We start from the raw sequence: 25,695 nt of genomic DNA, 5'->3' as shown, positions 1-25,695 counted from the left end.
TTTTTAATAAAATTTTTAATTTTTTTATTTAAAAATATTAAAATATAAAATTATTTTTAGTAATATTAATTTATGAATTTTTTAAAAGTTGATTCTAGTAATTTATTTTATTATCATCTAGAATCAACTATAAATATTTTATTAAAGTATTGTTAAAATTTTATTAATTGTTTCTTTTGCATCTCCAAATAACATATAACTATTATTTTTATAAAATAAAGGATTTGTAATACCAGAATATCCATAATTCATACTTCTTTTAAAAATAATAATATTTTTTGCTTTCCATGCTTCTAATATAGGCATACCTGAAATTGGACTATTTTTATCTTCTTGAGCAGATGGATTAACAGTATCATTAGCTCCTATAACTAAAACAGTATCAGTATTAAAAAAATCTTTATTAATTTCATCCATTTCTAATATTATTTCATAAGGAATATTTGCTTCAGCTAATAAAACATTCATATGTCCTGGTAATCTTCCTGCTACTGGATGAATAGCAAATCTTACTTTAATATTATAAAAATTTAATTTTTTTACCATTTCTGAAATAGAATGTTGAGCTTGTGCTACAGCCATTCCATATCCAGGAATTATGATAACATTACTTGATTCTTTTAAAATTTCTACTGTTTCCTTTATAGAAATTTTTTTATATTGTTTTTCAATATCATTTTCAATAATATTATTACTTTTTTTACTTTCTAATCCTCCAAATATTACATTAAGAAATGATCTATTCATACCCTTACACATTAAATATGATAATATTGCTCCGGAAGAACCAACTAATGCTCCAGTAATAATAAGTAAATCATTATTTAACATAAATCCAGAAGCTGCAGCAGCCCAACCTGAATATGAATTCAGCATTGAAATTACTACAGGCATATCAGCACCACCTATACTAATTATTAAATATAAACCAAATATTAATGAAATATGTATCATAAATATTAATGATAAAATTTGTACAAAAATATATTTTGTTTGTACAAATATTAACATTAATAAAATAGAAATAAATAATGTAATAATATTTATTAATTTTTTAAATTTAAAATTATAAGCTTTTGGTGTAATTATTCCTGATAATTTACCAAATGCAATAATAGATCCTATAAAAGTAATAGAACCTATAAAAATACTAATAAATATTTCTATTAATTTTATACAATCATGTATTTTATTTACATTATAATAGATTGCTAAATAACTATTTAATCCTACAAAAATTGCAGTTAAACCTACAAAACTATGTAATATAGCAATTAATTGAGGCATTTTTGTCATATCTATTTTTTTAGATATATTTATACCAATAATACCTCCTAAGATAATCGCTATTAATATATAACTAATATTATTAAATTGTGATTGTAAAATAGTAGTTATTACTGCAATAATCATACCACTTATAGCAAAAAAAATACCTTTTTGAGAGGTTTCTTTTTGAGAAAGACTTGCAAGACTAAATATAAATAATATTGAAGATATAGTATATATAACTATTGCTAGTCCATCAAACATCTATTAATACCTCTTAATTTTTATTAAACATTTTTAACATACGTTGAGTTATAGTTAATCCACCAAAAATATTTATACTAGATACTAATATTCCCAAAAATGATAACGAAGTTATTAATATATTATTATTATTAATTTGAGATATAGCACCTATAATAATAATACCTGAAATTGCATTAGTTACTGACATTAAAGGAGTATGTAATTTATGACTAACATTCCATACAACATAGTAACCTATTATACAAGATAATAAAAATATTATAAAATGAGGTATTGTTTGTTTAGGAATAAATTTTATAATATAAATAAAAAATAAACTTAAAATTATAAAAAAATATTGTTTTATATATTTTAAAAAAACATTTTCTTTTTTATTTTTTATATTTTTATCTTTTTTAAAATTATATGAATTTTTTAAACTTTGTTCAAATTTTTTTTCTTTAGGTAAAGGTGCAGGCCAAATAATTTTTTTATCATAAGTAACTGTCATATTACGTATAATTTCATCTTTGAAATCAATATTTAATTTTTTACCATTTTTAGATAATAATTTTATTAAATTTATAATATTATTACTATATAATTGAGAAGCTTGTATAGGCATTTTATTAAGTAAGTTAATATAACCTATTATCTTTATATTATTTGAAGTTATAACAATTTTATTTTTTTGAGTTAATATACAATTACCACCATTATCAGCTGCTAAATCAAAAATTATACTTCCAGGTTTCATATTTTGAATCATTTCTTTATTAATTAAAATAGGAGCTTTTTTACCTGGTATTAATGCAGTAGTAATAATAATATCTGTTTCTTTTATATAATTTGATAAAAGTTTAATTTCTGAGTTTATTTGGTTTAAATGAGAAGATTTGTAATAATCTATATTATTAGATTCTTTTTTAAATTGAAGAAACATAGCACCCATACTATTAATTTGTTCTTTTACTTCTTTTCTAGTATCAAAAGCTTTAACTGTTGCTCCTAAACTTCTTGCCGTTGCAATAGCAGATAATCCAGCAACTCCAGCACCTATTACTATTATTTTTGCTGATGGATTTTTACCTGCAGCTGTAATTTGTCCATTAAGTGATCTACCAAATAAATAAGCTGATTCTATAATACTTCTATATCCAATTAAATTACTCATAGAACTTAAAGCATCTACAGATTGTGCTCTAGAAATTCTAGGTACTGAATCCATAGATATAGTTGTAATATTTTTAATTGCTAATTTTTCTAATAAAAGAGAATTTTTTGCAGGAAAAATAAAACTAATTAATATACTATTATTTTTTAATAATTTAATTTCTTCTGTATCAGGAGGATTAATTTTTATTATAATATCAGTATTCCAAACTTCATTATTATTAACAATTTTTGCACCTATATTAATATAATCTTTATCTTGAAAATAAGCATTTTTTCCTGCACATTTTTCAATAAAAATAGTAAATCCTAATTTTATTAATTTTTTAGCTGATATAGGAGTAATAGCTACTCTTGTTTCATTTAATAATTTTTCTTTTGGTATGCCAATTATCATTATTAATTCCTTATTTTATATAAAATTTAATTTATAAATTTATTTTATTCATTATATGAAAAAATTTTTTTAAATATAAAAATTATCATTTATTAAAAATATTATCAAATTTATATTTAAATAAATTATTTTAATAAAATTAAAAGTTTTTATTAATACCTATAATATTAAATCCTCCATCTACATTAATTATTTCTCCAGTAATACCACATGATAAATCAGAACATAAAAATACAGCAACATTACCAATATCATTTATTGTAATCTTATATGATAGTGGAGTCATTTTATTATAATATTTTATTATATTATTAAAATCATTAATTCCTGATGAAGCTAAAGTTTTTATAGGAGAAGAAGATATTCCATTAATTCTGATATTTTCTTTACCAATGTCATATGCTATATAACGAATATTAGCTTCTAATGATGCTTTTGCTAATCCCATTACATTATAATTAGATATTACTCTATTAGAACCTAAATATGATAAAGAAACTATTGAAGATTTAGGATATAACATATTTTTACATTCTTTAACCATAGCTGTTAAACTATATGAACTAATATTATGAGCTATTTGAAATCCTTTCCTTGATGTATTTTTAATAAAACTTCCTGTTAATTCATTTTTTGGAGCAAAAGCAATAGAATGTATAAACCCATTAAATTTTTTCCAAAATTTAGATATTTTAATAAATAAAGATTTTATATCATTATCTTTAGATACATCACATTTAATTATTGGATAATTTGTCATATTTTTTACTAATTTTTCTATTTTTTCTTTATTTTTTTTTTTTTGATATGTAAAAATTAACTCTGCCTTATTATTATACATAGCTTTAGCTATTCCATATGCTATAGAAAATTGGTTTATTATACCTGTAATTAGTATTTTTTTTCCTAATAATAATTTCATAAAAAATTATACCTTTTTAAATTAAAAATATTTTATATGTAAAAAATAAATAAAAATAAAATATTTTAAAAAAATATTTTAAAAAATTCGACATTTCTCACTTTTTTGATTTGTTTCACTAGACAAATGAATTATTAATTGATGTACTTTGATTGACACACTTCAGTGTCTATTTTTATTTAAAGGTAACAATTGATGTCCAAGATTAAAGGTAACGTTAAGTGGTTTAATGAATCTAAAGGTTTTGGTTTCATTACTCCTGAAGATGGTAGTAAAGATGTTTTTGTACATTTTTCTGCTATTCAAAGCAATGGATTTAAAACATTAACTGAAGGTCAAAAAGTAGAATTCGAAATCACTAACGGAGCCAAAGGTCCTTCTGCTGCTAATGTAATTGCTATTTAAATTATATTATTAGTATTTTAGAAAGTTTTATATATCCTGTTGCCTCTGAGAGTTTAAATTTTTGATTTTTAATATTTATTAACAAAACAAAATATATCAGAAATTTTTTTAATAATGAAAATTTTGTTTTAAAAAATGTTATAAAAAGATTTTAAATTATTCAGAGGCATAAAATATTTTAACAAAAATAATCTTGAGCATTATAAGAAGAACGTACAAAAGGACCACATACTACTGTTTTAAACCCCATATTAATAGCTTTTTTTCTTATTTCATTAAATTCTAATGTACTAATATATTTTTTAACAGCAATATGTTTTTTAGTTGGTTGTAAATATTGTCCTATTGTAATAATATCAACTCCATTAAATTTTAAATCATGTAAAGTATTAAATAACTCTTCATTAGTTTCTCCAAAACCTAACATTAATCCTGATTTTGTTATAATGTTAGGAAAATTTTTTTTAAATTGATTTAATAATATTAATGATTTTTGATAATTTCCAGAAGGTCTTATTATTTTAAATAAGCGTTCTACAGTCTCTATATTATGATTAAAAACATCAGGAAGTGTTTTTTTAATAATTTTTAAAGCTTTGTGAATACAATTTTTAAAATCAGGAACTAAAATTTCTATTTTAATATTAGGATTTTTTTTACGTATTAATTTTATACATGTAGAAAATTGTTTAGCTCCTCCATCATGTAAATCATCTCTATTTACAGAAGTAATCACTACATACTTTAATTTCATTTTATAAATAGTATTAGCTAAATTTAATGCTTCATTATTATCAATAATTAATGGTCTCCCATTAATAACATTACAATATAGACAATTTCTAGTACATATATTTCCTAAAATTATAAAAGTTACTTGTTTTTTGCTAAAACATTCTATGATATTAGGACAAGATGCTTCTTCACAAACAGAATGTAATTTATTTTTTTTAATAATAGATTTAATTTTTTTAACTTTATTAATATCTTTTTCAGAAAATTTAATTTTTATCCAATCAGGTTTTTTTAAAAAAGGATGTTTCATATTATTTATTAATTATTTATAAATAGAATTTAAATTTTAAATATGAAATTAATTATATTTTACTATTTTTTTTTAATAATTTCATAAATTCATTAATTATCAAATTTTTTATTATTGATATTTTAACACTAGGAATTAAATCTTTTATTTGAATCATTTTTAATTGACTTAAACCACATGGATTAATATAAGAAAAAGGTAATAAATCCATATCGACATTTATAGCAATACCATGTAATGAATATCCTCTAGATATTTTTAATCCTATTGACGCGATTTTTTTATTATAAACATATACACCAGGATTATAATTATATAATAATTTATCTGCTTTTATTCCTATGTAAAATAAAATATTTATTATAGTCTTTTCTAAAATTAATACTAAGGAACGTATATTAATATTACGTTTTTTTAAATTAATTAATACATACATTAATTGTTGTCCAGGTGCATGATATGTAATTTTTCCACCTCTATTACTATAAAATATAGGTATTTTATGATTGAAATATAGAATATCTTCTTTTTTAGAAGTTCTTCCTTGTGTAAAAACTGGTGTATGTTCTACCATCCAAATTTCATCTAATGTAGAATTATTACGTTGTTGAGTAAAATCATTCATTTTTTTATATGTTAAAATCCATGGTTCTATACCTAAATAACGTATAAATAAATTATTTTTATAATTATACATAATTAATATTAATATTGATTTGATATAAAATATAATTATTGAAATATTATTGATCTAACCAATTACTTAATAATAATCTAATATAATCAAAAATACAAATAAAAATATTTCCTCTAGGAACTTCTTGTAAAGATATTAATGGATAACTTTTTAATATATGATTATTAATCATAAAATTAATACTTCCTAATATTTGATATTTATGTATAGGTGCTATTATTTTATTATAATTAACAAAATATACTATTTGTAAATTTTTTTCTTGACTTTTTATAATAGTTAAATATACATTTTTATTAACTCCGATAGACAAAGAATTATTTTTTCCAAAAAAAACTGGAAGAGAACCAAATTTTTTATATTTTATTAATGGATTTATTGTTTTAAAATTTTTAAATCCCCAATTGAGTAATATTTTACTTTCTAATGTACGATTTTTTTCAGAAGTTTCTCCTAAAATAACTGCTAAAAGTCTCATATTATATTTTTTAGCAGAAACTATTAAATTATAACCAGCAATATTAGTATGTCCAGTTTTAATACCATCTACATTTAGAAATTTATCCCATAATAATAAATTACGATTTATTTGGTGAATTTTATTAAAAGTAAATTCTTTTTCTTTATATAAAATATATTCTTGAGGAAAATCTCTTATTAAAACTATACCTAAAATAGCCATATCTCTAGCAGAAGTATATTGTTCTAATTCATCTAATCCATGTACATTTTTAAAAAATGTATTTGTTAATCCTATTTTTTTTGAATAAAAATTCATTAAATTAACAAAATTATCTTGATTACCAGATATATATTCAGCCATTGCAACACAAGCATCATTACCTGATTGTAATATGATACCTTTAATTAAATTTTTAACAGAAACACGTTCACCATATTTTAAAAACATTAAAGATGATCTATTAAATAATAAATTACCTGAATAATAAGCATTTTTACTTATAGTAATTATATCATTACGATGAATTTTACCTAATTTAATAGCTTTTTCTATCACATAACTAGTCATTACTTTTGCTAAACTAGCAGGATTATGATGAATATCAGCATTTTTTTCAGCTAATACTAAACCAGATGAATAATCAATTAAAATATATGATTTAGCTTTTAAATCAGGTTTAGATACAATTTCAAAAATATTTTTATGACTATAAGATATATAAGGATACATCATACATGGAATAATTAATACTAAGTTAATTAATATTTTATAATAATATTTAATACAATAATTTATTAATTTCATTATATGTTAAACTCTATATTTAGAATGATATCGTTAATTTTAAAATAAATATAATTTTTTATTATTTAAGTATTTTTAAAATATATATTTTATATAATTTTTTCTAAAATAGAAATAAAATATTAATAGATTTATCTAATATTATAAATAAAGGAATTTAAATTTGTTAACAGATAATTATCAATTTAATATTAAAAAAAAATTTAAATTTGCAATAGGAATTGAATATAATGGTAGTAATTACCACGGTTGGCAAAAACAAAAAAAATATCCAAATACTATACAACAACATATAGAAAATGCAATATCTATAATTGCTAATCATAATATAAAAACTTTTTGTGCTAGTAGAACTGATATAGGTGCTCATAGTATAGGTCAAGTTATTCATTTTGAAACTAATACTATACGTAAAATAAAATCTTGGATATTAGGTGTAAATAGTTTATTACCAAAAGATATAGTAGTTAATTGGATTGTTCCTGTAATGAAAGAATTTCATGCAAGATTTAGTGCTATATCTCGTAAATATTATTATATAATATATAATAATAAATATCGTTCTGGAATTTTAAATAAATTAGTTACTCAATATCAACATAATTTAGATATTATAAAAATGAATAAAGCTGCAAAATATTTAATAGGAGAAAATGATCTAACTTCTTTTAGATCAGTAAAATGCCAATCTAATAGTTCTTATAGAAGAATAATTCATCTAAAAATAAAAAAAAATAATAATTATATAATTATTGATATTAAAGCTAATTCCTTTGTTTATCATATGATTCGTAATATAGTAGGTTGTTTATTAGAAATAGGATCAAACATAAAAAAAGAAATATGGTTATTAGAATTATTAAAAAAAAAAGATAGAACTAAAGCATCAGTTACAGTAAAACCTGATGGATTATTTTTAATAAAAGTTGAATATCCAAAAAAATTTAATATACCATATTCTAATTATTTAAATTTTCCATATAATTTATAAAAATATTTTTATATAAAAATATAAATATAAATTTATTTAATTTATACTTTTTTTTTAAAATTACATTTTATTAAAAATATTAAATTAATAATTAATTAAAACATATGAAAAAATAATGAAAAATTATATTTAAGTTATCTAAATTTAGATATAATAAATTTAAAATATTTAATTAATAAAAATAAAATTTTTATAATTTAACATTGAGGTTTCACACAAAAATAAATATGTATTGGATTGATTATTTTCTTATAATGATAATTATTTTTTCATCTTTAGTTAGTTATTTTAAAGGTTTTTTTCAAGAAATATTATTAATATTTACTTGGTTTTTTGCATATTATTTATCTAAAAAATATTATCATTATTTATCTGAAAAGATATATGGTATTGATAATTTATTATTAAAAAAAACTATTTCTATGTTTATACTATTTATAATAATATTAACGATTGGTTATACTATTAATTATTATGTTAATAAAAAAATACACAAATCTTTTTTTAACATAATAAATAAAATTCTTGGTTTATTTTTTGGTATATTTAAAGGAATTATAATAAGTTTAATATTTTTATATTTGTTAAATTATTCTAATCGTGATTATTATAAAAATCTCTTAAAAGATAAACCGCAATTAATGTATAATTTTGATAATATTTTAAAAAAATATAAAATAAATTATTTATAAAATAAATGATTTGTAATAAATATAAATTGGTACCCAGAGCGGGACTTGAACCCGCACAACAATATATATGTCGAGGGATTTTAAGTCCCTTGTGTCTACCAGTTTCACCATCTGGGCATTATAAAAAAAAAGGCGCATTCCGGAATTGAACCGAAATGAAAGGATTTGCAGTCCTCTGCATAACCATTCTGCCAATGCGCCATATATTTATCATTATAAACAAAAATTTTTTTTAATAATTTATAGAGATTATAAAACAATATTTATGAATATTGCAATAAATAAATTATTATAATTTTATAAAAATGAAAATTTTTTTATAAATTATAAAATAATTAAGTCTTTTTTTATTTAAATAAAATAAAAAATTTATAAAAAACTTTATAAAATATTAATTTATATAAAATAATTATATATTAATTATAAATTTTTAATTTATTAAAAATAATATTATAATGAATATTTTATTTTTTTATAAATATTTATGAGGATATTTATGTCAATTAAATTAATACTTGTAATTAATTGTGGTAGTTCTTCTTTAAAATTTGCTATAATTAATCCTATTAATAAAAAAACTTTATTATCTGGTATTGCAGAATATTTTAATGATATAAAAGCTTATATTAAATGGAGAATAGATAATTCTGAAGAAAAATTTTTTTTAACAAAAAAAAGTTCTCATGGAATAGCATTAAATTTTTTAGCTAATAAAATTTTAATTATGTATCCAGAATTGTTTGAAAATATTATTGCTATTGGACATCGAATTGTACATGGAGGAGAAAAATTTACACAATCTGTAATTATTACAGATAATGTTATGAAAGGAATAAAAAAAGCATCTATATTTGCACCATTACATAATCCAATTCAATTGATTGGTATAAAAGAAGCAATAAAATCTTTTCCACATTTAAGAAAAAAACAAATTGCAGTTTTTGATACTTCTTTTCATCAAACAATACCTAAAGAATCATATTTATATGGATTACCATTATATTTTTATAAAAAATATAAAATTCGTCGTTATGGAGCACATGGAACAAGTCATAAATATGTTTCTAAAGAAGGTTCTAAATTATTAAATAAATCAATTGATAATTTTAATTGTATTACTTGTCATTTAGGTAATGGATCATCTGTAACAGCTATTTGTAATGGTAAAAGTATAGATACTTCTATGGGATTAACTCCATTAGAAGGATTAATTATGGGAACTCGGTGTGGAGATATTGACCCTGCTATTATTTTTTATATGAATAAAAAATTAAAAATGAATATTAATTTAATTGAAAATACATTAACTAATAAATCAGGTATGTTAGGATTAACAAATATAACTAGTGATTTTAGATATATTGAAAATAATTATTTAAAAAATAAAAATATTGAAAATGCGGTAAAAATATTTGTCCATCGTTTATCAAAATATATAGCTTCTTATACTATATTAATGAATAATAAACTAGATGCTATTATTTTTACAGGCGGTATAGGAGAAAATAGTATTTTAATTAGAGAATTAACAATAAAAAAATTAAAAATATTAGGTATGAATATTAATAAAAAATTAAATATAAATATAAAACATGGAAAAACAGGATTAATTAATAATAATAATAGTATACCAATATTAGTAATACCAACAAATGAAGAATTATTAATTGCACAAGATACATTTATTCTTATTAATAACTAAATTTTTTATATAATTTAAATAAATATTTAATTAAAGGAGTATATAATTATGTCAAGAATTGTTATATCTATACCTGTAAATATTGATGTTAATTTTTTTACAAGTATTAATTTAGGATTAATTCATAATTTACAAATAAAATATGTTAAATGTAAATTTTTTAAACCTATTTCTCAAATAGAAAATAATATTTTTGACTATACAAAAAAAATTTTGATAAAACATTCTAATATAGAATGTATAAAATCATTAAAAATTAAAATTTTAGATAATAATTTTAAATATAATGATATTATAGATAATATTATTAAAAATTATTATTCTAATATAGTAAAAAATGATGTTGTTTTAATAGAAGGATTAATACCTACATTTACAGAATATGAGTTTTTATTTAATTTAAATTGTGAAATAGCTAAAATTTTTAATGCAGATATAATTTTTGTTACATCAATATTTAAAAAAAATACTTTTGAAGAAATTAAATCAAAAATTTATTCTATTTTTAAAAAATTTTTAAATAAAAAACAATTACATAATGCATATTATATTATACAAAAATCTTTTCAGGAAAATCATAATCCATTTTTTTATTGTTATAATACATTAAAAAAAAATAATATAGGAAAAAAAATAAATGATATTAAATCTAATTTATTAATAACAAATTTACCTTTTGTATATATTCCATGGGGTCATATATCTAATATATTTAAAATTAATATAATAGAAATATGTGAATATTTAAATTGTAATATAATTAATATTATTAATACTTGTAAAATTAGATCTACTATTTTTGTTGATGATAATATTGTATATAAAAAATATTTTTTTAAATCTTTAATTATTATTTCTGCTAAAAATACAAACTTATTAAAATGTTTATATCAAATAATTATTAATGGTAATATTATTACTGCAATTTTATTTACAGAATATGAAGAAAAAAATAATAGTGCCATTATTAATAATTTAATTTACTTAAGTAAAATAAATAAAATTACAATTTTAAATATAAATTTAAATATTTGGAAAATATATTCTAAATTACAAAAATTTCATAAAAATTATTTTCCAATACAAGATAAATTATTAATTAATAAAATTAAAAATTATATATTAAAATATATAAATAAAATTATTTTTTATAAAAATTTTAAAGAAAATATAAATAATGATTATATATCACCATATATTTTTAAATATAATATAATTAAAAAAGCACAAAAAGTTAATAAATCTATATTGTTACCTGAAGGTAATGAATTACGTATTATAAAAGCAGTATCTATATGCGCAAATAAAAAAATTGCTAATTTTATATTATTAGGTAAATCTAAAGAAATAAAAAATATAGCAAAATTACATAATATTGTTTTAAATAAAAGAATTAATATTATTGATCCTAATCATATTAGAAAAAATTATATTCAATTTGTTATTAATATGAAAAAATATAAAGGTATTATAGATAAAGTTTTTGCTGAAAATTTATTAAAAAATGATATGTTTTTAGCTACTATAATGCTTAAATTAGGTGAAGTAGATGGTATTGTTTCTGGTGTCAATCATACAACTGCTAATACAATTAGACCTGCATTACAAATAATTAAAACTATACCTAAATATTCTTTAATATCATCTATATTTTTTATGTTACTTAAACAAGGAGTTTTAATTTATGGTGATTGTGCTATTAATCCAAATCCTAATGCTGAACAATTAGCTGAAATAGCTATTCAATCTGCTAAATCTGCTATATTATTTAATATTAAGCCTAAAATTGCAATGATATCATATTCTACAGGTAATTCTTCTACTGGAAAAGATGTTGATCTTGTATTTCAAGCAACTAAAATTGTTCAAAATAAATGTCCTGATTTAATCATAGATGGACCATTACAATATGATGCAGCTGTAATAAAAAATATTGCTAAATATAAAGCTCCTAATTCTTTAGTTGCTGGTAAAGCTAATGTTATTATTTTTCCTGATCTTAATACAGGTAATATTACTTACAAAGCAGTTCAAAGATCTTCAGAAATAATATCTATAGGACCAATATTACAAGGTATAAATAAACCAGTTAATGATCTTTCTAGAGGTTCTTCGGTTGAAGATATTATTTATACTATAGTCGTAACATCTATTCAATCAATAAATAAAATATAAATTAATATTATATATTTTTTAAAAAATATCTTTTTTTAAATTTTATATTTTCATTAAATTCATAAATAATTGGAATTCCAGTAGGTATATTTAAATTAACTATATCGTTATCACTAATATTTTCTATATATTTTATTAATGCACGTAAAGAATTACCGTGAGCAACTATAATAATACGTTCTCCATTTTTTACTTTATATAAAATATCATTTTCCCATATATCTATTACCCTTTTTAAAGTAATTGATAAACTTTCTGTTAATGGTAATTCATAATCTTCTAATTTAGAATATTTAGAATCATATCTTGGATATCGATGATCTTCTATAGTTAAAGATGGAGGATTAATATCAAAACTACGTCTCCATTTATGAACTTGTTTTTTTCCATATTTTTCAGTTATTTGATTTTTATTCATTCCCTGTAATGCACCATAATGTCTTTCATTTAATTTCCATGTTTTTTTAACTGGTATCCACATTTGATCTAATTCAGTTAAAATTAACCACAAAGTGTGTATGGATCTTTTTAAAACAGAAGTATAAGCATAATCAAATTTAAAATTATAATTTTTTAAAATTTTTCCAGCTTGTTCTGCTTCAATTATTCCTTCTTCAGATAATCCAATATCATACCATCCAGTAAAAAGATTTTCTTTATTCCATTGACTTTGACCATGACGAAGTAATACTAATTTTATATTAGACATAAATCACCTTTTATTTAAAATTATTTAAATATTTTATAAAATTTATATATTAAATATCAAAAGAAAAACCACAATTACAAGTTGTTTTAGCTTTTGGATTACGAACAATAAATTTTGATCCTTCGATATTTTCAATATAATCAATTATACTTCCAAATAAATATTGAATACTAATTGGATCAATTATAATAGAAAATTCTAATAATTTTATTATTATATCTTTTTTATTAATTTTTTTATCTAAAATAAATTCATATTTAAATCCATTACATCCTCCTCCTATTATAAAGATTCTAAATTTTATTTTTTTATTATTTTTTTTTATAATAAGACATTTAATTTTATTAATAGCTCTTTTTGTAATTTTTATTGGTGTATTTATTAAATTATTTTTCATAATTATAATAATAAATTTTAAATATTATTCATTTTAAAATATAATCTTGATTTATGACGTGAAGCTTTATTTTTATGTATTAAACCTCGACTTACTTGTTTATCAATAACAGATTGCATTTGTTTAAATGCTATTTGTATTAATTCTTTATTTTTTGTTAATAACGCATTATTTACTTTTTTTATATAAGTACGTAACATTGAACGATAACTCATATTATATTTTCTTTGTTTTTCAGATTTAATTGCTCTTTTTTTAGATGATTTAATATTAGCCATTTTCTTCTCTTTAATAATAATAAATTTAATTTTTATTCTGATTATTAATATTTTATTTACATAAATATTATTTTATTATATCTAAAAATTAAATTTAAATAAAATTTAATTTTATTTAAATTTATAAGATATAATAGTATTTATTAAAAAATTTATAAATAATTAATTTATAATAAATAATATTTTTTAAGGAATATTTATAATATGAAAAATAAATTTAATCTAAATTTACCAAAAACTAAATTTCCAATGAAAGCAAATCTTTCTAAAAATGAATTGAATATATTAAAAAAATGGAATGATGATAACTTATATCAAATAATACTTAATTCTAAAAAAGAAAAGGAAATATTTTTTTTACATGATGGTCCACCATATGCTAATGGAAATATTCATATTGGTCATGCCTTTAATAAAATTTTAAAAGATATTATTATTAAATCAAAAAATATGGATGGATATAATTCTCCATTTATTCCTGGATGGGATTGTCATGGTTTACCTATAGAACAAAAAGTAGAACAAAATTTAAATAATTTAAATAAAAAAGTTTCTCAATCTCAATTCAGATTAGAATGTAGAAAATATGCATTAAAACAAATAAAAAAACAAAAAAAAGATTTTATTAGATTAGGTATTTTTGCTGATTGGAATAATCCATACTTAACTATGTCATTTAAAACAGAAGCTAATATTATTAGAACATTTAGTAAAATATTACAAAATAATCATATATATAAAGGAGAAAAACCAGTACATTGGTGTATTACTTGTTGTTCTTCTTTAGCTGAAGCAGAAGTAGATTATATAAATAAAAAATCATTGTCATTATATATTAAATTTAAAATTGTTAATATTGATTTTTTTAAAAAATTTTATAATTTAAAAAATAATTTTATTATTTCATTATTAATATGGACAACAACTCCATGGACAATACCTGCTAATAAAGCTTTAGCAATACATCCTGATATTAATTATCAATTAGTTAAAATTAATAATGAAATTATAATTATTGCTAAAAATTTAGTAGATAAAATAATGAAAAAATCTAAAATATTAGATTGGAATATATTATGTGAAATAAAAGGAAATCTTTTTAAAAATATTTTTTTATATAATCCTATAAATAATAACATTTCACCGTTAATTATTACTAATTATATCTCAGAAAAATCAGGAACAGGAATTGTTCATATTGCACCAAATCATGGTTTAGATGATTATAATATATGTAATAAAAATAATATTAAGGGAATAAATATAATTAATAAAAAAGGATTTTTTATTGAAGGAATACATCCTAATTTAGATGGTATAAATATATTTAATTCTGATAAAATAATTCAATTAATTTTAACAAAAAATAATTCATTATTTTTATCAGAAAATTATTTACATAGTTATCCATATTGTTGGCGTCATAAAATACCCGTAATTTTTAAAGCCACACCTCAATGGTTTATTAGTATGGATCAAAATAATCTTAGAAATTTAACACTTAAAACTATGAAAAAAGTGGTATGGATACCTAATTGGGGATTTAATAGAATGTATAATATGTTAATTAATAGACCAGATTGGTGTATATCTCGTCAACGTTTTTGGGGTATACCAATACCATTATTTATACATAAAAAAACACAAAAAATACATAATAACTCTATTAAATTTATAGAATTAATAGCAAAAATAATAGAAAAAAAAGGTATACAAGCATGGTGGGATTTAGATATAAAACATTTTTTAGGTATAGATGCAATTAATTATAAAAAAGTTTTAGATGTATTAGATGTTTGGTTTGATTCTGGATCTACTTATTATTCAGTAATTTCACACATAAAATATTTAAAAGAAAAAAAAATAGATATGTATTTGGAAGGATCTGATCAATATAGAGGTTGGTTTATTTCTTCATTAATTATTTCTACTTCAATAAAAAATGAAGCTCCTTATAAAACAGTAATTAGCCATGGATTTACTGTAGATAGTCAAGGGAAAAAAATGTCTAAATCTTTAGGTAATATTATTCATCCTCAAAAAATAATAAATTCATTAGGTAGTGATATATTAAGATTATGGGTAGCCTCAACTGATTATTCTAATGAAATTTGTATTTCTGAAAATATTTTAAATAAAATTACAGAAATTTATAGACGTATTCGTAATACAGCAAGATTTTTATTGTCTAATTTAAATGGATTTATTCCTGAAGAAAATATGTTAAAAAAAAAATATATGTTAGTATTAGATAAATGGATTATTAGTAAAACTAAATTAACACAAAATGATATAATTAATGATTATAATAATTATAACATAAAAAATGTAGTAAAAAAAATAATGAAATTTTGTTCTATTGATATGAGTTCTTTTTATTTAGAAATTATTAAAGATAGACAATATACTTTTAAAAAAAATAGTATAGCTAGATTAAGTAGTCAAACTACATTATATTTAATAATTGAAGCATTAGTAAGATGGATTGCTCCTATATTATCTTTTACAGCAGATGAAATCTGGAATTATATTCCTGGTAAAAGATCAAAATATGTATTTACAGAAGAATGGTATTCTAAATTATTTGAACTGTCTTCATATGAAATTATGAACAATAATTATTGGGATGATTTATTTAAACTAAAAATTGAAGTAAATAAAATTATTGAATATGCAAGAGAAAAAAATATTATAGGTAGTTCTTTAGAAGCTAATATTATTTTATATTTAAACAAAAATATTTATAATAAATTATTATTATTAGGTAATGAGTTAAAATTTTTTTTATTAGTCTCTTCTGTTACTGTTATAAAATCTAAAAAAGATTGTAATAATATATTGATAAATAAATTTAAAATAACAAAATTTATTGGAAAAAAATGTTTAAGATGTTGGTATTATTATATAGAACTTACTAATAATATTTGTAATCGTTGTATAAATAATATAAAAGGAACTGGTGAAAGTCGATTATTTGTTTAATATATAAGAAATATTACTGAAATAAAATCTATGAAATATTTAAAAATAAATAATTTTTTAAATATAATAATTATATGTATAATAATATTTATTGATTTAATTAGTAAATTTTATATTTTTAAAAATTTTAATTTATATGAATCTTATTATATTAACTCTTATATAAATTTATATTATATTAATAATTATGGTATAATATTCGGAATTTTTGGAGAAAAAAATAAATATAATTTAATTATTTTATTTTTTAATATTTTAATATTCATTATATTATATTTTATATATATAAAAAAAAAATCTATTAATTTTAATCATAATTTAATTATTTCAGGATTATTAGGAAATTTTATTAATAGAATTATTAATGGTTTTGTTATAGATTTTATTGATATTCATATAGGAAATTTACATTATCCTATTTTTAATTTAGCTGATATATCAATATTTATTGGTATTATATTTATAATTATTTATTAAAATATAATTAATATAATTAATATAATTAATATAATTAATAATATTTATTTATGAATAGGTTTTTATTAAATGAAAAATAAAATTCGTTTAGCTATATCTGGTATTAATGGTCGTATGGGAAAAAATTTACTAAAAATTATAAATCAAAATCAATATAATTGTACCTTAAATGGAGCTTTAGAATCTAAAAAATCATCAATTATTAATACTAGTATATGTATATCTAAAAATAATAAATTATATAATTTATATATAAAAGATAATATTTTAGATATAATAGATGATTTCGATACATTAATTGATTTTACAAATCCACGATCAACATTAAAATATGTTAATATTTGTAGTCAATATAATAAAAATATTGTAATTGGTACAACTGGATTTTCTGAAAAAGAGAAAATACAAATAAAAATGTTATCTAATAAAATTGGAATTGTTATGTCATCTAATTTTAGTATAGGAATAAATATAATATTTACAATATTAAAAAATATATCTAAAATTTTTAATAAACAAAAAAAAAATATAGATATTGATATTATAGAAAAACATCACAAAAATAAAATAGATATTCCTTCAGGAACAGCATTATCTATGAAAAATATTATTTTAAAATTTTTTGAAAATAATATTTTTCAAAAAATTAATTGTCATTCTATAAGAGCTGGTGATATTTATGGAGAACATCAAATAATTTTATCTTCTATAGGAGAACAAATTGAATTTATACATAAAGCTTCTAATAGATTGAATTTTGCTGAAGGAGCTATACAAGCTGCTATATGGATTAGTAATTTAAAACAAAAGGGTATATATGACATGTGTGATGTATTAGGATTATAAAAATTTTATTTTTTTATAATCTTAAAAAATCTATATGATATATTTTAGTTAATTGATAAGGATGATATTGAATCTCTAAAATTTTAACTCTAATAAGTTTATTTTCTTTATTAACTAATTGTAATATTTTATATTTATTATCTAGTAAATCATTTTTTATATTTAAAAAATCTTTATTTTTTATAAAAATAAGAATTTCTTTTTTTTTATTCCCATATATTATTGCAGGTATTTTACCATTAATACGTAATAATTTATTTATTTTTTTTCCTGTTATATTTCTTTCAAATATTTTTATTTTATTCATTATTTTTTTAAATATTTTTATTTTAAATTAAAATTTAATATAATTTTTTAGCTGTATCTAATAAATCATTATTAAAAACTCTCTGCATTTTTTTAATAGCGTAGATTATATCATGATGAACCATTTTATCATTTATAACACCTATACATCTACCTCCATATCCTTTACATAACAATTCCACTGAATATGCTCCCATACGAGAAGCTAAAATACGATCATAAGCAACAGGAGAACCACCTCTTTGGATATGACCTAACACAGTTGTTCTAGTTTCACGTTTTATTTTTGTTTCTATAAATTTTGCTAATTTATTAATATCACAAATATATTCTGTAATTAATACTATAGCATGTTTTTTACCTTTGTCTATTCCTAATTGAATTTCATTAACTAGGTCATTTTGATTATAAGTAATTTCTGGTAAAACAATAAATTCACATCCCCCAGCAATAGCTGCAGCTAAAGTTAAATCTCCACAATATCGCCCCATTATCTCTACTAATGATATACGTTGATGTGATGAAGAAGTATCTCTTAATCGATCAATAGCTTGAACAACAGTTTCTAATGCTGTAAAATATCCAATACTATAATCAGTACCTGCTACATCATTATCAATTGTTCCTGGTATTCCAATACATGGAAATCCCATTTCTGTTAAAGATTTTGCTCCCATATAAGATCCATCACCACCAATAACTACTAAAGCATCAATACCATAATTTTTCATATTTTGAATTGCTAATGTACGTATTTTAAAATGTTTGAATTGTGAAAATCTTGCAGAACCTAAAAAAGTTCCTCCTCTATTAATAATATCTGATACACTATGTCTATTTAATTTTTTTATATTATTATTATATAAACCTAAATAACCATCATATATTCCAAATACTTCAATATTATTACCTATTGCGGTTCTTACAATACCTCTAATAGCAGCATTCATACCCGGAGAATCACCACCACTAGTAAGAATACCTATTTTATGAATCATATTAAACCTCATTTTATTTTAAATCTAAATATATTTTTTAATTATTAAAATATCCTTTATATTTTTTTGAAACAACTGAATATGGATCTTGATGTATTATTATATCTGAATTAGGAAATTTTTTATTTAAAGCTAATTCTATTTGTTCTGCAATACAATGTGATTTTATTAGAGGTAAATAATCATCTAGAACTAAATGTAATTGAATAAAACGTGTTGGACCAGATTTTCTAGTTTTTAATTGATGTGCTCCTTTAACTCCTGGCCATGAACTAACTAAATTAATTATTATTTTTTTTTCTTTATTAGGTAAAGCTTGATCTAATAAAGATTGAATTGCTTTATAACCAACTTTAAATGCATTATAAAAAATAAATAAACCTATTATTAATGCTATTATTGAATCTGCTCTATGTATTCCAAAGTAATTTAAAAATAAAGCAATTAAAATTGCACTATTGATTAATATATCTGACTCATAATGTATCATATCAGCATGTGTTGCTTGACTATTTGTTTTATGTATAACTTTTTTTTGAAAAATAACTAATATTAAAGTTAAAAAAAATGAAATTATTATTACTAATATTCCAATTATTGGATAGTGTAATTTTTCAGGATGTGATAGATATTTAATACTATTTAAACATAAAAATAAAGTAGATCCTAAAATAAACATACTTTGGGCTAATGCTGATAATGATTCAGCTTTACCATGACCAAAAGTATGTTCTGGATCTGCCGGTTGTAATGAATAAAATATAATAAATAAATTAATTGTTGAAGAAGTAATATCTACTAATGAATCTATACAAGCTGCTAACATACTAATAGATTTAGTATACCACCAAGCTAATATTTTTAATATTAATAATGTTAAAGATAGTAAAATAGCTAAATTTGTTGCTTTAGTAACCAAATTAGTATATTGATTTGTTTTAATTATTTTTTTTGCTTTAACATTCATATTTATTTTTATTCCTATTAATTTTATTATTTTAATAAATTTAAAATTAATAAATATTATTTAAATTATAGTTTACTTTAACATTAATATTTATTCTATAATAAATATGTTAAATTGAAATTTTTATTCCAACAAATTATTTAAAAAATAAATAATATAAATATGAAAAATTTTAATGAAAAAACTTTTGAAGGAATGATATTTATTTTACAGAAATATTGGTCAAAACAAGGATGTTGTATATTACAACCAATAGATACTGAAGTAGGTGCAGGTACTTCACATCCAATGACATGTTTATATGCTATAGGACCTGATATTAAAAATATTGCATATATACAATTATCTAGAAGACCCTGTGATGGTAGATATGGAAAACATCCTAATAGATTACAACAATATTATCAATTTCAAGTTATAATGAAACCACCTCCAAATAATATTCAAGAACTATATTTAAAATCGTTAAAAATATTAAATTTAAATTTAATTGAAAATGATATTCGTTTTGTAGAAGATAATTGGGAAAATCCTACTCTAGGAGCTAGTGGAATAGGTTGGGAAATATGGATCAATGGAATGGAAATAACTCAATTTACATATTTTCAACAAATTGGTGGAAAATCATGTAATCCAATAACAGGAGAAATAACTTATGGTTTAGAAAGATTAGGTATGTATATACAACAAGTAGAAAATATTTTTAATTTAGTATGGAGTAAAAATAAAAAAAAAATTATAACTTATGGTGATATTTTAAAACAAAATGAATTTGAACAATCTGATTATAATTTTAATTACGCTAATATTAAATTTCTTGTAAATTCTTTTCAACATTATGAAGAAGAAGTTACATTTTTATTAAATTTAAAACATCCATTAATTTTTCCAGCTTATGATAAAGTTTTAAAAGCTTCTCATTGTTTTAATTTATTAGAGTCTCGTAGATCTTTATCTAATACTGAAAGAAAAAGATATATTTTAAAATTAAGAAATATGACCAAATTAGTAATTAAAAAATATTTTAATTATATAAAATAGGAAATATTATTTATTATGAAAAAAGAAACTTTATTATTAGAAATAGGTATAGAAGATATTCCTTCTAAATATTTATTAAAAACAGTTAAAATAATTTTTAATAATTTAAAGAATGAATTAAAAAAAAATAATTTTTCATATAAAAAAATTATATGGTTTGCTACACCTAGAAGAATTGCAATACAAGTATATTGTATAAATGTAATACAACTAGATTATATTTTAACAATAAAAGGACCTAATATATCTAATTATAATAATAAAAATATATTATCAATAAATATTGTAAAATCTTGGATTAAAAAATATCAAATAAAAAATACAAAACAAATTTTTTTGCAGGATAATTATTTATTTTATAAAAAAAAAATAAAAGGTATAAGTATTATATATTTATTATCACAAATGATAACAAATTCTTTAAAAAAATTTTCTATGCCTAATTTAATGTATTGGGATATTATTAATAAACATAGTCTAAAATTTATTAGACCTATAAGAAGTATAATCATTTTTTTAGGAAATAAAAATATAAAAATAAATATTTTAAATATAAAATCTAGTAAAATTATATATGGACACCGTTTTATGGGTGAATCTAAAATTATTTTAGATAATGCAAATCAATATGAACAATTTCTTTTAAATAAAGGTAATGTTATTGTTGATTTTTTAAAACGTAAAAATAAAATTTTTAATGATATAAAAAAAATTGCTGATACTTTAAATGGATTAATAAATTTATCAAATAATTTTTTAGAAGAATTAACATCTATGGTAGAATGGCCAGTCATATTATCAGCTAAATTTAATCCTAAATTTTTATCTTTACCTGATGAGATATTAAAATATATTATGATAAAATATCAAAGATATATCCCTTTATATAATAAAAATAAAAAACTTTTACCAAATTTTATTTTTATATCTAATGTTGAATCTAAAAATAATAATTTAATTATTAAAGGAAATGAAAAAGTAATTAAATCAAGATTTGAAGATGCTCAATTTTTTTTTAAAAATGATTCTAAAAAAAGACTTGAACAATATTTAAATAAATTAAAAAACATTATTTTTCAAAAAGATTTAGGTAATTTATTAGATAAAACCATACGTTTAAAAAAATTATCTAAATATATAGCAATCAAAGTTAAAGCTAATATAAATAATTGTATTAGAGCTAGTGAATTATCTAAATGTGATTTAGCTACAACAATGGTTAATGAATTTCCTGATTTACAAGGTATTATTGGAATGTATTATGCAAAATATAATGGAGAAAATATAGATGTTTGTATCTCTATAAAAGAACAATATCAATATAAATTTAATGATAAAATACCTAATAATTTAATATCTTGTGTATTATTTTTATCAGATAAAATCGATACTTTAGTTGGTATTTTTGGTATATCTTTATTTCCTAAAAGTAATAAAGACCCATTTGCATTAAAAAGAATTGCATTAGTTATAATAAAAATTATTGTTAATAATAAATTAAATTTAGATTTATTAGAACTAATAAAATTATCAATTTCTTTATATAAAATAAATTTTAATAATAAAAATATTGTTAACGATTTAAAAAAATTTTTTATCGATAGATTCAAAAATTGGTATATATCATTAGGTTTTAAAAAAAATATTATTCAAGCAGTTATAACTAATATTTTTAATAAACCATTAATTGTAGATATAAAAATACAAACATTAAATTTATTTTTTAAAAATGAAAAAAAACAAAGTAAACTTTTTATTTATACTTATAAAAGAATTAATAAAATTTTATTAAAAAATAAGTGTTTTATTGATAAAGAAATAAATTTATCTTTTTTAAAAGAAAAAGAAGAAAAAATTTTATCTAATCATATAATAAAATTATCAAAAATTTTTTTATTAAAATTTAAAAATCATGAATATTATAATATGTTATTAATATTATCAGAATTATATTATCCTATAAATGATTTTTTTAAAAATGTTATTATAAATGTTAAAGATATAAAAATAAAAACAAATAGAATTGCTATTCTTAATAAAATTAATCAATTTTTTCTAAAAATAATTAATATAAATGAATTATATTAATTTTAATTTTTTTAAAATTTTTTCTATTATTATTTTATTTTTTTTAGATATTGGAGTCATAGGTAATCTCATTGTATCATTATATATTAATCCAATTCTTTTAGCTGCCCATTTAATGGGTATTGGATTTGATTCTATAAACAATATATTATGTAATTTTATTAAACTTTCATTTAATATTTCTGCTTTTTTCCATTCATTTTTTTTTATATAATTACAAAATTTGCTCATTTCTAATGCAGCAATATTAGCTGTGACAGAAATAATTCCATGCCCTCCTAATTTCATAAATTCAAAAGCAGTAGAATCATCTCCACTAATTAAATAAAAGGAATCATGAACTAAACGTTTAATTTTATATATACGTGATAAATTTCCAGTTGCTTCTTTAATACCAATTATATTTTTTATTTTAGATAAACGTCCTATTGTTTCGGGTAATAAATCACAACCAGTTCTAATTGGTACATTATATAATATTTGTGGTAATTTAGTATTATATGCAATAGTTTTAAAATGTTGATATAAACCTTCTTGTGTAGGACGATTATAATAAGGAGTTATACTTAAACATCCTATAATACCTGAATTTTCTAATCTTGATGTAATTGATATACACTTTGTTGTTGAATTGAAACCTGTTCCTGCTATAATGGGTATTCTATCTTTTGCAAAATCTATTGCTAACATTATTATTTTTATATGTTCATTATAATTTAATGTAGCAGATTCACCTGTAGTACCCATAATAACTATAGCTTTTGTACCACTTTTAATATGATATTCAATAAGTTTTTTTAAACTTATTTTACAAATATTACCTTTAATATCCATTGGTGTAATAAGTGCTACAATATTTCCGGTGAACATTATAATTAATCCATTTAAAATAAATAATAGTATTATTATACTAAAAAAATTTTAAAAAATAAACTATAATAATTAATTCATTTAATTAAATAATTTTATTTTTTTTGTAAAAACTTTTTTATTTTATTTTCAACATTTAAAATACAATCAGTATTATTAATTTTAATATAAAAAAAATTTTTATTTAATGATTTATTAATATAATAATTAATTAATGGTTTTGTTTTTGTAGTATATTCTTTTAAACGACTAGTAATTATTTGTTCATTATCATCCGTTCTTTTAATTAAATTTTCTCCTGTTATATCATCTTTTCCTTTTACTTTAGGTGGATTAAAAATTATATGATATGTTCTTCCTGAAGATTCATGAATTCTACGACCAATTATTCTTTCTATAATCTTATTCTTTGGTATATATAATTCTATTATTTTATCTATATTTATATTTTCTTTTTGTAGTATATCTGCTTGTATAATATTTCTGGGATAACCATCCAATAAAAATCCTTTTTTACAATCTGGATGTAATAATCTTTTTTTAATAATTTTTATTATTATATCATCAGGTAACATTAAACCGTCATTAATAAATTTTTTGATTCGTTTAGATAAAATGGAATGATTATTTATAATATAATTACGTAATATATTACCTATACAAATATTTGATAAATTATATTTTTCTGATATAAATCTAGCATAAGTTCCTTTACCTGATCCTGGAGGACCTAATAAAATTATACGCATATAATA

General features: G+C 19.3%; 24 protein-coding genes and 2 tRNA genes. 10 read left to right on the top strand and 16 right to left on the bottom strand.

Annotated features, from left to right (window positions below; all coding sequences use genetic code 11):
- Positions 1-141: 141 nt before the first annotated feature.
- From GJT82_RS00400 to GJT82_RS00390, 3 genes are all read right to left on the bottom strand, one after another.
- Positions 142-1,533, bottom strand: coding sequence for an NAD(P)(+) transhydrogenase (Re/Si-specific) subunit beta (locus GJT82_RS00400; RefSeq protein WP_168819124.1), 1,392 nt, complete (start codon positions 1,531-1,533; stop codon positions 142-144).
- A 13-nt stretch (positions 1,534-1,546) separates the two neighbouring features.
- Positions 1,547-3,085 carry a Re/Si-specific NAD(P)(+) transhydrogenase subunit alpha gene (locus tag GJT82_RS00395; protein ID WP_168819122.1) on the bottom strand — a complete coding sequence of 513 codons (1,539 nt, stop codon included), beginning with the start codon at positions 3,083-3,085 and terminating at the stop codon, positions 1,547-1,549.
- Between the two features lie 139 nt (positions 3,086-3,224).
- Positions 3,225-4,007, bottom strand: coding sequence for an enoyl-ACP reductase FabI (locus GJT82_RS00390; protein ID WP_168819120.1), 783 nt, complete (start codon positions 4,005-4,007; stop codon positions 3,225-3,227).
- 195 nt (positions 4,008-4,202) lie between these two features.
- Here GJT82_RS00390 and cspE point away from each other — a divergent pair, with 195 nt between their 5' ends.
- Positions 4,203-4,412: a transcription antiterminator/RNA stability regulator CspE gene (cspE, locus tag GJT82_RS00385; RefSeq protein ID WP_168820002.1), complete on the top strand. Its 210-nt coding sequence runs from the start codon at positions 4,203-4,205 to the stop codon at positions 4,410-4,412.
- A gap of 178 nt (positions 4,413-4,590) precedes the next feature.
- Here cspE and lipA read toward each other — a convergent pair whose 3' ends face one another.
- Genes lipA through GJT82_RS00370 form a run of 3 tightly spaced genes read right to left on the bottom strand, consistent with a single transcriptional unit; the run spans position 4,591 to position 7,421 of the window.
- The gene (gene lipA, locus GJT82_RS00380) at positions 4,591-5,457 is read right to left on the bottom strand and encodes a lipoyl synthase (protein WP_168819118.1); all 867 of its coding nucleotides are present in this window, start codon (positions 5,455-5,457) and stop codon (positions 4,591-4,593) included.
- A 52-nt stretch (positions 5,458-5,509) separates the two neighbouring features.
- The gene (lipB, locus tag GJT82_RS00375; RefSeq protein WP_168819116.1) at positions 5,510-6,154 is read right to left on the bottom strand and encodes a lipoyl(octanoyl) transferase LipB; all 645 of its coding nucleotides are present in this window, start codon (positions 6,152-6,154) and stop codon (positions 5,510-5,512) included.
- Between the two features lie 46 nt (positions 6,155-6,200).
- Positions 6,201-7,421, bottom strand: coding sequence for a serine hydrolase (locus GJT82_RS00370; RefSeq protein ID WP_168819114.1), 1,221 nt, complete (start codon positions 7,419-7,421; stop codon positions 6,201-6,203).
- A 163-nt stretch (positions 7,422-7,584) separates the two neighbouring features.
- On the opposite strand from GJT82_RS00370, the gene truA reads away from it, so the two are divergent.
- Both truA and GJT82_RS00360 read left to right on the top strand, forming a co-directional pair.
- On the top strand, positions 7,585-8,412 hold the full coding sequence (gene truA, locus GJT82_RS00365) for a tRNA pseudouridine(38-40) synthase TruA (protein WP_246225637.1): 828 nt from the start codon (positions 7,585-7,587) through the stop codon (positions 8,410-8,412).
- Positions 8,413-8,639: 227 nt separating this feature from the next.
- Positions 8,640-9,104: a CvpA family protein gene (locus GJT82_RS00360; RefSeq protein ID WP_168819112.1), complete on the top strand. Its 465-nt coding sequence runs from the start codon at positions 8,640-8,642 to the stop codon at positions 9,102-9,104.
- Positions 9,105-9,131: 27 nt separating this feature from the next.
- Here the strand turns inward: GJT82_RS00360 and GJT82_RS00355 are convergent.
- Together GJT82_RS00355 and GJT82_RS00350 are read right to left on the bottom strand one after the other, a co-directional pair.
- Positions 9,132-9,221 (bottom strand) — tRNA-Leu (locus GJT82_RS00355).
- A gap of 13 nt (positions 9,222-9,234) precedes the next feature.
- Positions 9,235-9,305: transfer RNA gene (locus GJT82_RS00350), tRNA-Cys, on the bottom strand.
- A gap of 295 nt (positions 9,306-9,600) precedes the next feature.
- Between GJT82_RS00350 and GJT82_RS00345 the strand changes: the two genes are divergently transcribed.
- Together GJT82_RS00345 and pta are read left to right on the top strand one after the other, a co-directional pair.
- Positions 9,601-10,806, top strand: coding sequence for an acetate kinase (locus tag GJT82_RS00345; protein WP_168819110.1), 1,206 nt, complete (start codon positions 9,601-9,603; stop codon positions 10,804-10,806).
- 48 nt (positions 10,807-10,854) lie between these two features.
- Entirely contained in the window at positions 10,855-12,981 is a 2,127-nt protein-coding gene (gene pta / locus GJT82_RS00340) for a phosphate acetyltransferase (protein WP_168819108.1), read from the top strand.
- 7 nt (positions 12,982-12,988) lie between these two features.
- Here pta and gpmA read toward each other — a convergent pair whose 3' ends face one another.
- Genes gpmA through rpsT form a run of 3 tightly spaced genes read right to left on the bottom strand, consistent with a single transcriptional unit; the run spans position 12,989 to position 14,365 of the window.
- A complete protein-coding gene (gpmA, locus tag GJT82_RS00335; RefSeq protein WP_168819106.1) occupies positions 12,989-13,690 on the bottom strand; it encodes a 2,3-diphosphoglycerate-dependent phosphoglycerate mutase in 702 nt (233 codons plus the stop codon).
- A gap of 49 nt (positions 13,691-13,739) precedes the next feature.
- The gene (gene erpA / locus GJT82_RS00330; RefSeq protein WP_168819104.1) at positions 13,740-14,087 is read right to left on the bottom strand and encodes an iron-sulfur cluster insertion protein ErpA; all 348 of its coding nucleotides are present in this window, start codon (positions 14,085-14,087) and stop codon (positions 13,740-13,742) included.
- Positions 14,088-14,104: 17 nt separating this feature from the next.
- Positions 14,105-14,365 carry a 30S ribosomal protein S20 gene (gene rpsT, locus GJT82_RS00325; RefSeq protein WP_168819102.1) on the bottom strand — a complete coding sequence of 87 codons (261 nt, stop codon included), beginning with the start codon at positions 14,363-14,365 and terminating at the stop codon, positions 14,105-14,107.
- Between the two features lie 204 nt (positions 14,366-14,569).
- Between rpsT and ileS the strand changes: the two genes are divergently transcribed.
- The 3 genes from ileS to dapB all read left to right on the top strand — a co-directional run bounded on the left by ileS (position 14,570) and on the right by dapB (position 18,670).
- Positions 14,570-17,347 (top strand): isoleucine--tRNA ligase, encoded by a 2,778-nt coding sequence (gene ileS, locus GJT82_RS00320; protein WP_168819100.1) that lies wholly within the window; start codon positions 14,570-14,572, stop codon positions 17,345-17,347.
- Between the two features lie 30 nt (positions 17,348-17,377).
- On the top strand, positions 17,378-17,824 hold the full coding sequence (lspA, locus tag GJT82_RS00315) for a signal peptidase II (protein WP_168819097.1): 447 nt from the start codon (positions 17,378-17,380) through the stop codon (positions 17,822-17,824).
- A 69-nt stretch (positions 17,825-17,893) separates the two neighbouring features.
- Complete coding sequence (dapB, locus tag GJT82_RS00310) at positions 17,894-18,670, top strand: 4-hydroxy-tetrahydrodipicolinate reductase (RefSeq protein WP_168819095.1); 777 nt, start codon at positions 17,894-17,896, stop codon at positions 18,668-18,670.
- A gap of 13 nt (positions 18,671-18,683) precedes the next feature.
- Here dapB and rplY read toward each other — a convergent pair whose 3' ends face one another.
- From rplY to GJT82_RS00295, 3 genes are read right to left on the bottom strand one after another with little or no spacing between them, the layout of a single operon-like run.
- On the bottom strand, positions 18,684-18,977 hold the full coding sequence (gene rplY, locus GJT82_RS00305) for a 50S ribosomal protein L25 (RefSeq protein ID WP_168819093.1): 294 nt from the start codon (positions 18,975-18,977) through the stop codon (positions 18,684-18,686).
- 34 nt (positions 18,978-19,011) lie between these two features.
- The gene (gene pfkA / locus GJT82_RS00300; RefSeq protein WP_168819082.1) at positions 19,012-19,974 is read right to left on the bottom strand and encodes a 6-phosphofructokinase; all 963 of its coding nucleotides are present in this window, start codon (positions 19,972-19,974) and stop codon (positions 19,012-19,014) included.
- A 37-nt stretch (positions 19,975-20,011) separates the two neighbouring features.
- Positions 20,012-20,941 (bottom strand): cation diffusion facilitator family transporter, encoded by a 930-nt coding sequence (locus GJT82_RS00295; protein ID WP_168819080.1) that lies wholly within the window; start codon positions 20,939-20,941, stop codon positions 20,012-20,014.
- 162 nt (positions 20,942-21,103) lie between these two features.
- On the opposite strand from GJT82_RS00295, the gene glyQ reads away from it, so the two are divergent.
- The gene (gene glyQ / locus GJT82_RS00290) at positions 21,104-21,982 is read left to right on the top strand and encodes a glycine--tRNA ligase subunit alpha (RefSeq protein ID WP_168819078.1); all 879 of its coding nucleotides are present in this window, start codon (positions 21,104-21,106) and stop codon (positions 21,980-21,982) included.
- A 15-nt stretch (positions 21,983-21,997) separates the two neighbouring features.
- Entirely contained in the window at positions 21,998-24,070 is a 2,073-nt protein-coding gene (glyS, locus tag GJT82_RS00285; RefSeq protein ID WP_168819076.1) for a glycine--tRNA ligase subunit beta, read from the top strand.
- Here glyS and dapA read toward each other — a convergent pair.
- Positions 24,062-24,940, bottom strand: a complete 879-nt coding sequence (dapA, locus tag GJT82_RS00280) for a 4-hydroxy-tetrahydrodipicolinate synthase (protein ID WP_168819074.1) — start codon at positions 24,938-24,940, stop codon at positions 24,062-24,064. The two genes, glyS and dapA, sit on opposite strands and share 9 nt — an antisense overlap.
- Before the next feature lie 95 nt (positions 24,941-25,035).
- A complete protein-coding gene (locus GJT82_RS00275) occupies positions 25,036-25,689 on the bottom strand; it encodes an adenylate kinase family protein (RefSeq protein ID WP_168819072.1) in 654 nt (217 codons plus the stop codon).
- Positions 25,690-25,695: the final 6 nt, after the last annotated feature.

Source organism: Enterobacteriaceae endosymbiont of Plateumaris rustica (assembly GCF_012562965.1).
GTDB lineage: Bacteria > Pseudomonadota > Gammaproteobacteria > Enterobacterales > Enterobacteriaceae.
Note: the sequence above shows the minus strand (reverse complement) of the source record. Positions and strands in the feature narration are given on the sequence as shown.

Coding starts and splice junctions, on each gene's coding strand:
- GJT82_RS00400 (WP_168819124.1), bottom strand. CDS start 1,533: ATGTTTGATGGACTAGCAATAGTTATATATACTATATCTTCAATATTA.
- GJT82_RS00395 (WP_168819122.1), bottom strand. CDS start 3,085: ATGATAATTGGCATACCAAAAGAAAAATTATTAAATGAAACAAGAGTA.
- GJT82_RS00390 (WP_168819120.1), bottom strand. CDS start 4,007: ATGAAATTATTATTAGGAAAAAAAATACTAATTACAGGTATAATAAAC.
- cspE (WP_168820002.1), top strand. CDS start 4,203: ATGTCCAAGATTAAAGGTAACGTTAAGTGGTTTAATGAATCTAAAGGT.
- lipA (WP_168819118.1), bottom strand. CDS start 5,457: ATGAAACATCCTTTTTTAAAAAAACCTGATTGGATAAAAATTAAATTT.
- lipB (WP_168819116.1), bottom strand. CDS start 6,154: ATGTATAATTATAAAAATAATTTATTTATACGTTATTTAGGTATAGAA.
- GJT82_RS00370 (WP_168819114.1), bottom strand. CDS start 7,421: ATGAAATTAATAAATTATTGTATTAAATATTATTATAAAATATTAATT.
- GJT82_RS00360 (WP_168819112.1), top strand. CDS start 8,640: ATGTATTGGATTGATTATTTTCTTATAATGATAATTATTTTTTCATCT.
- GJT82_RS00345 (WP_168819110.1), top strand. CDS start 9,601: ATGTCAATTAAATTAATACTTGTAATTAATTGTGGTAGTTCTTCTTTA.
- pta (WP_168819108.1), top strand. CDS start 10,855: ATGTCAAGAATTGTTATATCTATACCTGTAAATATTGATGTTAATTTT.
- gpmA (WP_168819106.1), bottom strand. CDS start 13,690: ATGTCTAATATAAAATTAGTATTACTTCGTCATGGTCAAAGTCAATGG.
- erpA (WP_168819104.1), bottom strand. CDS start 14,087: ATGAAAAATAATTTAATAAATACACCAATAAAAATTACAAAAAGAGCT.
- rpsT (WP_168819102.1), bottom strand. CDS start 14,365: ATGGCTAATATTAAATCATCTAAAAAAAGAGCAATTAAATCTGAAAAA.
- ileS (WP_168819100.1), top strand. CDS start 14,570: ATGAAAAATAAATTTAATCTAAATTTACCAAAAACTAAATTTCCAATG.
- lspA (WP_168819097.1), top strand. CDS start 17,378: ATGAAATATTTAAAAATAAATAATTTTTTAAATATAATAATTATATGT.
- dapB (WP_168819095.1), top strand. CDS start 17,894: ATGAAAAATAAAATTCGTTTAGCTATATCTGGTATTAATGGTCGTATG.
- rplY (WP_168819093.1), bottom strand. CDS start 18,977: ATGAATAAAATAAAAATATTTGAAAGAAATATAACAGGAAAAAAAATA.
- pfkA (WP_168819082.1), bottom strand. CDS start 19,974: ATGATTCATAAAATAGGTATTCTTACTAGTGGTGGTGATTCTCCGGGT.
- GJT82_RS00295 (WP_168819080.1), bottom strand. CDS start 20,941: ATGAATGTTAAAGCAAAAAAAATAATTAAAACAAATCAATATACTAAT.
- glyQ (WP_168819078.1), top strand. CDS start 21,104: ATGAAAAATTTTAATGAAAAAACTTTTGAAGGAATGATATTTATTTTA.
- glyS (WP_168819076.1), top strand. CDS start 21,998: ATGAAAAAAGAAACTTTATTATTAGAAATAGGTATAGAAGATATTCCT.
- dapA (WP_168819074.1), bottom strand. CDS start 24,940: ATGTTCACCGGAAATATTGTAGCACTTATTACACCAATGGATATTAAA.
- GJT82_RS00275 (WP_168819072.1), bottom strand. CDS start 25,689: ATGCGTATAATTTTATTAGGTCCTCCAGGATCAGGTAAAGGAACTTAT.